This is a genomic window from Halomonas marinisediminis, from assembly GCF_004347715.1.
GTDB classification, from domain to species: Bacteria; Pseudomonadota; Gammaproteobacteria; order Pseudomonadales; family Halomonadaceae; genus Halomonas; species Halomonas icarae.
On sequence record NZ_SLTR01000028.1, the window covers coordinates 22,341 to 28,844 of the forward strand.

Genomic DNA, 6,504 nt, shown 5'->3' on the forward strand with positions numbered 1-6,504 from the left:
CGAAACTCTCGGGCTTAAGCGTTTGGCTCCGCGACACCGCCGAATGGCGACAACGCGTTATCCCCCTCTCCAACACTTCTCAACCTCTGAACAGTAGGGGCCCCGCCATGATAAGCGGCAACAGAGTGATTGCGGTCGTGCCCGCCCGTGGGGGCAGCAAGTCCGTACCCGGGAAGAACATTCGTGCCTTGGCAGGCAAGCCCCTGATCGGCTGGTCCATCGAGGTGGCCCAGGCGGTAGAGGAGGTCGATCGTATCATCGTCTCGACCGACGATGAGGCGATCGCCGAAGTCGCGGAGCGTCTTGGTGCCGAGGTCTACCGTCGGCCAGCTCACCTGGCGACGGACGATGCGCTGGTCATCGACGCCCTGCGAGACCTCCACGCGACCCTTCGCCGTGAAGGTGAGCCCGCCGATATCATGATCCTGCTCGAGCCTACCTGTCCGCTGCGTGCCAGCGAAGACGTTCACCAGTGCCTGGTACGGATGGTGGAAGATCACCTCGACTCGGTAGCGACCTTCAAGCCGGCCGATCTTAATCCACATCGTGCCTGGCGGCTCGATGGCACTTCTCCCACTCCCTTTATCGAGGGCGCGAACCCCTGGCGTCCCCGTCAGGAGCTGCCCTCGGCCTACCAGCTCAATGGTGCCGTTTACGTCTTCTGTCCCGAAAGACTGCCAGAGGACATAAATGGATTGCTATTTGGCCGAACTGGTGCGGTTGTCATGTCCCATGAAAGGTCTGTCGATATTGATGTTGAATTCGACTTTACCTTGACAGAGCTTTTGATGGAAAAAATGAATCGAGAACCCTCATCAAGATAGCCGTTATCAGGATGAGAGTGACAGCTTAAAATAATTTACCTCTGCTCTCGTTGTGTTGTCGAACAGACAGGAGTCGGGTTTGAACGCACGGTATAAGTATATTGACGAGCTGAAGCTCGCATCAGTGCTTGTATAGCTAATCGTTCATAAGTTTAAGCATTAGTGAAGTTAAGCATTTGCAATTTTAAATATCATAAGATTAAGTGTTAATGAAAAGCTGGCTGAGTGCGAGCTATAGGAGGAAAGATGTCTCGATCATTGAATGAAATGATGAGCCTGCGGGGAAAGACAGCGCTTATCAGTGGCGGAGCAGGATATCTTGGCACAGCGATGTGTGAAGTGTTGGCAGAGTTGGGTGCCAATGTCGTAATTGCGAGTCGTGATGCCAGCAAGTGTCAAACTCAGGTCGATCTATTAGATGAAGCGGGCGGCGAAGGAAGCCATCGAGCGGTCGGGCTTGATGTTGCCAGCCAGGCTTCCGTCAGCGAGTGTGTCCAGATGCTTCGTGACGAGTATGGTGGGCTGGATATACTGATCAACAATGCCTGGTCAGGGAAGAAGAACAGTTGGGCCTCCATCAATGAAGATGATTGGTACAACGATATTGAAATCTGCCTGAACTCCGTTTTCCGCATGACCAAGCAGTGTCATCCGTTGATGGTGGGCCGGTCGGCTTCAATCATCAACATTGCATCGATGTATGGTCATATCGCCCCCGATTATCGTGTCTATGATGGCACCGATCATGCCAATCCTCCCAGCTATGGTGCGGCCAAGGCAGGTGTATTGCAGTTGACCCGATATCTGGCGAGCTTTCTCTCGCCCGATGCGATTCGCGTCAATGCCATCAGCCCCGGGGCCTTCCCCCATGCCATCACCCGCGAAAACGAGGCGTTTATGCAGCGTCTACGTGAAAAGGCCCCGCTTGGCAGACTCGGTCAACCGGAGGAGCTCAAGGGTGCCGTGGCACTGCTGAGCACCGACGCCGGCGCCTACATCACTGGCCAGAATATCTGTGTAGACGGCGGTTGGGGAGTATGGTGACACGCACCGGAATCATCGGCCTCAGCGAGGGGAACGGCCACCCCTTCTCCTTCTCGGCGATCATCAATGGCTACGTTGGCAGCGGCCTGGTGGAAGCAGGCTGGGCGGGCATTCATGACTACCTGAGTCGACGCCACCCCGCCGATTTCGGTGTCGGTAACCTTCGTGTGACTCATGCCTGGACACAGAGCGAAGCCATCACCACGGCACTGTGTCATGCCGCATCGATCCCGCATGGTGTTTCATCACCCGAGGCCATGCTGGGCGAGATCGATGCGGTGATCATCGCCCGTGACGACGCCGAGAGCCATCTCCACCTGGCCAGGCCGTTCCTCGAGGCCGGGCTGCCGGTCTTTATCGACAAGCCGCTGACCCTGAATCAGCACGAGCTGCAAGCGTTCAGTCCCTACCTCGAATCGGGCCGACTGATGTCCTGCTCGGCCATGCGCTATGCGGTGGAGCTGGACGAGTTGCGCTATCGCCTGAACGATCATGGCAGGCTCTCGCTGGTGCGGGGTACCGTCATCAACGGCTGGGAAAAGTATGGCATCCACCTGCTCGAGGCCATTCTTTCGCTGTTGCCATCACGGCCGGTCTCGGTGGAACCGTTAAGCCTCGGTCATGAGTCGGTGCTGATACGCCTCGCCGACGATACGCCGATCATCATCGATGCCCTGGGTGACTCCCCCGTGATCTTCGAGCTGGACGTAATCGGCAAGAAAAAAGTCACCCATCACACCATCTCCGATAACTTCAGCATGTTTCGCCGGGCGCTCTGGGTGTTCTCGCGCATGATCGAGACCGGAACGCCCGGCATAGCCCCCGACGCTACCCGAGACACAATCCGCACTCTTATGGCAGGCAGTCAGGCCCTGCGCGAAGGGCGCAAATGCTATCTGGATGCGCTGTGAGTCACTCGGCTGACCAGAACACACCAGCGCCAATTCCTGGCGACTCTATTCTGGAGACACTATGACGCTGCAACAAGAGCGAAGGGAGCCGCAAGATCGAGGGAATCCACAATATCGAGGCCTGTTCGATCTAACCGGCAAGGTTGCCCTGGTGACCGGAGGGGTGGGCATTCTCGGGCGCGAGTTCTGCCGGGCGCTCGCCGAGTTCGGGGCGAACGTTGTGGTCTGCGACCTCGATGGTGAAGCGGCTGCACGTTACGCAGAAGAGCTGAGTGACACGACCGGGCGCCGCTGTGCGGGCCATGCCTGCGACGTCGCCGACGAGACCGCGGTCATCGAGGTGGTCGAGAGAGTCGCCAGCGCCTTCGGCGGTATCGATATCCTGCACAACAACGCCGCCAGCAAGTCCAACGACCTGGAGGCCTTCTTTGCTCCCTGTGAGGAGTACAGCCTCGCCGAATGGCAGCACATCATGCGCGTCAATCTGGATGGTCTATTTCTCGTGTCTCGCACCGTGGGCAAGCAGATGATTGCCCAGGGGCGTGGCGGCAGCATCATCCACACCGGTTCCATCTACGGCCACCTCGGGGCCGATGCGCGTATCTACGAAGGGTCGGAGTACCTCGGCCTGCAGATCAATACACCACCGGTATATGCCGCCTCCAAGGCGGGTGTGGCGGGCCTGGCACGCTACCTGGCGACCCAGTGGGCCGGGCATGGCATTCGGGTCAATACCCTGGTGCCCGGCGGCGTCGAGAGCGGGCAGAACAGCGAGTTCGTCAAGCGGTACTCCGACAGGATACCGCTTGGGCGCATGGCCCGTCATGAGGACATGGTCGGCCCGTTGATCTATCTGGCGTCGGATGCCTCTCGCTATGTCACCGGTCAGGAGCTGTTCATCGACGGCGGGCTGAGCGCCTGGTGAACGGCGGACCCCAAGGAGCAGGACAATGCAGAACCTCACCATCGTCATGTATCACTACGTCAGGCCACTCGCCGGCTCTCGCTATCCCGAGCTGAAGGCACTGGAGCTCGACAATTTCCGCGGCCAGCTGGCCTATATCGACAAACACCACACGGTCATCGACATGGAGCAGCTGATCGCCGCGCTCGGCCCCGAGGCGGTACCGCTGCCTGACAATCCGCTGCTGCTGACCTTCGATGATGGTTACATGGACCATATCGACCATGTGTTGCCGCTGCTCAGTTCGCGCGGCTGGCAGGGCAGCTTCTTCCCCCCGGCCTGTTCGGTGATCGATCGGCGGGTGCTGGATGTCAACAAGTTGCACTTCGTCCTGGCCAGCGTTGCCGACCCCGACATTCTGGTGAGGTATGTCTTTGACGCCATGGATGAAGCACGGGAACTCCATGGCCTGGAGCCAAATGAGGCGATGTTCGCTCGAATCGCCCATGACAGCCGCTACGACGATCCCGGTACCACCTTCGTCAAGCGCGCCCTGCAGAGAGAGCTACCCGAGGCATTTCGCAAGTCACTGGTCGACGCGCTGTTCAGCCGCCATGTCTCGAGTGACGAGCAGGACTTCGCCGCCGAACTCTACATGGGGGAAAGCGAGCTAACCCGTCTCCTGGATGCCGGCATGTTTATCGGCAGCCATGGCTGCCAGCACTACTGGCTCAACAGCCTCGAGCGCCAGGCACAGATCGAGGAGATCGACGATAGCCTGGCGTTCCTGGAGCGCCTCGGAGTTTCCAGGAAGGAGTGGGTCATGTGCTACCCCTATGGTGGCTACGACGAATCGCTACTTGGCATTCTTCGCTCTCGCGGCTGTGCGCTCGGCCTGACCACGGAAGTGAAAGTTGCCAACCTGGATCAGTGCGACCCCCTGACACTGCCACGCCTGGATACCAATGACCTGCCGATGTCGGCAAGCACACCCCGGCGCCAACCACATATCACCGTGTAGCAGGAACGGCGGTCTCAAGTTCCTGAATTCAAGCAATAAGCGCAACCTCGCTACATCGTGTGCATCTGAACCTGAGTTCAAGCGACAAGTGGCTGCCCTTTGTTCGGCGCATATCAATCCTAGTCGCTCCCATGATATCTGCGGATTACGGCCTATAGAGGATGGAGGAATATATGAAGAAGAAACTGCTTTGTCTGCCGGTGGAAGTCTACAAGAGGGAGTTTGATGCCAAGGTCTTCCTGGGGGTCAAGGCGATCGAGCGTGGCTATCAGGTTGTGATTGGGCATCATAAGGATCCTGTGCTGCTCAAGACCCCGGTGGGCTTCTATTTGTACAAGGACCATGGCAGGGGATCCGTGCGACTGGTCAATAAATGGTATCAGGATGATTGCGTCGTAGCGGCGCTTGATGAAGAGGGATTGATTAGAAAGTCGGACAATCTATACAAGCAGTCCCGTATCAATGAAGAGACAATCAGTAGGCTGGAAGTGGTGTTTGCATGGGGAGAGGACCAGAAATCCCTGTTGGAAAGGAGTGGTGTCGAGAAGAATATCGTTGTTTCTGGTAATCCTCGCTTCGATTTACTCTATCTTCTGAACAAAGCCAGCCATCAGCATGATGGTTGTGGTGACAGTGGTAAAGAATTTGGCAGGAAAAAAGTACTTGTTAATACACGATTTGGCTCGATCAACAGTGCGATTGGAGATCAGTATGTCGAAAATATGCGGCGTTGTGGAGAGCTGGAGACAGAAGAGGATGTGAAGGAGTGGGAGAACTTCGCGAGGAATGAAAGGATCGTTTTTGATGAATTTATCAAGCTGATAGATATTCTGGGTGAAGAAGAGGAGCTGGATGTCATCATTCGGCCGCATCCCGAAGAACTGAAGGATACCTATGAAAAGGTCGCAGGAAAGTATCCCAATATAGCTGTCGACTTTGATTCCAGCCTCGTCGAGCACCTGGCCTGGTGCGATGTCCTGATACATGATGGCTGTACCACCGCTATTGAAGGAAAGGCGATGGGCAAGGAGGTGCTAGGGCTGAGACCACCTTCGGTTGACTACGACTACGGCACTCTCGCCAATCAGTTCTCTATCAACTTTGAAACGCCACGAGCACTGGTTGACTATCTGAAGCAGCCTGAGCAAGGGGGTGGAAGAGGCGAGGGCCTGGACCTGGCATCCAGCAAGATCGCAAACTTCAACTCGGGTGACTCCTTCAAGAAAATCCTCGATACGATTGATGGTTATGAAATACCAGCGGTGACGCTCGTGGACTCCAAAAGCTGTAGAAGCAGAAAGGAGTTTTCCCACAAGGCGGCGCTTGCTTTGTATAAGTGGTTCCCTGTCAAGTCGGTGTTCAAGTCAGAGTTTCTCGGGCTGGACAAGTTTATCGACTTGCGAAAGACCTACGACAAGTACGATAGGGCATACCCGAGAATCACGTTACATGAGATTTATGCTTCCATCGAGAAGGCCTGTCGACTATCGGGCGATACACACCTCCTGAACAGGATTGATGTAGAAGTGCTTTCCCATAAGTCGTTTCGGCTAAGTATCAATCCGTAATCCAGTAATAAAAGAATAAGAATGCCTGGCCCTGTCTTTGGCTGGTCGGGCATTAGAAAACTCATCGCTGTTGCCAGGAAAAATAATATCCTGCGGCGCGTCAAAATTGTTACTTTATGTAATATTGTGTTTCTTTAAGAGGGAGCCTCTCCCTAATCTTCTCGAACCTCGAACCTCGAACCTCGAACCTCGAACCTCGAACCTCGAACCTCGAACCTCGAACCTCGAACCT

General features: G+C 55.9%; 6 protein-coding genes. All 6 read left to right on the forward strand.

The features are described 5' to 3' along the window. Positions 1–107: 107 nt before the first annotated feature. Complete coding sequence (locus E0702_RS15285) at positions 108–824, forward strand: acylneuraminate cytidylyltransferase family protein (RefSeq protein WP_132045388.1); 717 nt, start codon at positions 108–110, stop codon at positions 822–824. Between the two features lie 246 nt (positions 825–1,070). Continuing rightward, positions 1,071–1,868, forward strand: a complete 798-nt coding sequence (locus tag E0702_RS15290) for an SDR family NAD(P)-dependent oxidoreductase (RefSeq protein WP_132045390.1) — start codon at positions 1,071–1,073, stop codon at positions 1,866–1,868. Next, on the forward strand, positions 1,865–2,779 hold the full coding sequence (locus tag E0702_RS15295; protein ID WP_205741942.1) for a Gfo/Idh/MocA family oxidoreductase: 915 nt from the start codon (positions 1,865–1,867) through the stop codon (positions 2,777–2,779). The genes E0702_RS15290 and E0702_RS15295 overlap by 4 nt, the downstream gene beginning before the upstream one ends. Positions 2,780–2,840: 61 nt before the next feature. Beyond that, positions 2,841–3,704 (forward strand): SDR family NAD(P)-dependent oxidoreductase, encoded by an 864-nt coding sequence (locus E0702_RS15300; RefSeq protein WP_132045394.1) that lies wholly within the window; start codon positions 2,841–2,843, stop codon positions 3,702–3,704. Positions 3,705–3,729: 25 nt separating this feature from the next. Further along, positions 3,730–4,704, forward strand: coding sequence for a polysaccharide deacetylase family protein (locus tag E0702_RS15305; RefSeq protein WP_132045396.1), 975 nt, complete (start codon positions 3,730–3,732; stop codon positions 4,702–4,704). 173 nt (positions 4,705–4,877) lie between these two features. Further along, complete coding sequence (locus E0702_RS15310; RefSeq protein ID WP_165927550.1) at positions 4,878–6,272, forward strand: surface carbohydrate biosynthesis protein; 1,395 nt, start codon at positions 4,878–4,880, stop codon at positions 6,270–6,272. Positions 6,273–6,504: the final 232 nt, after the last annotated feature.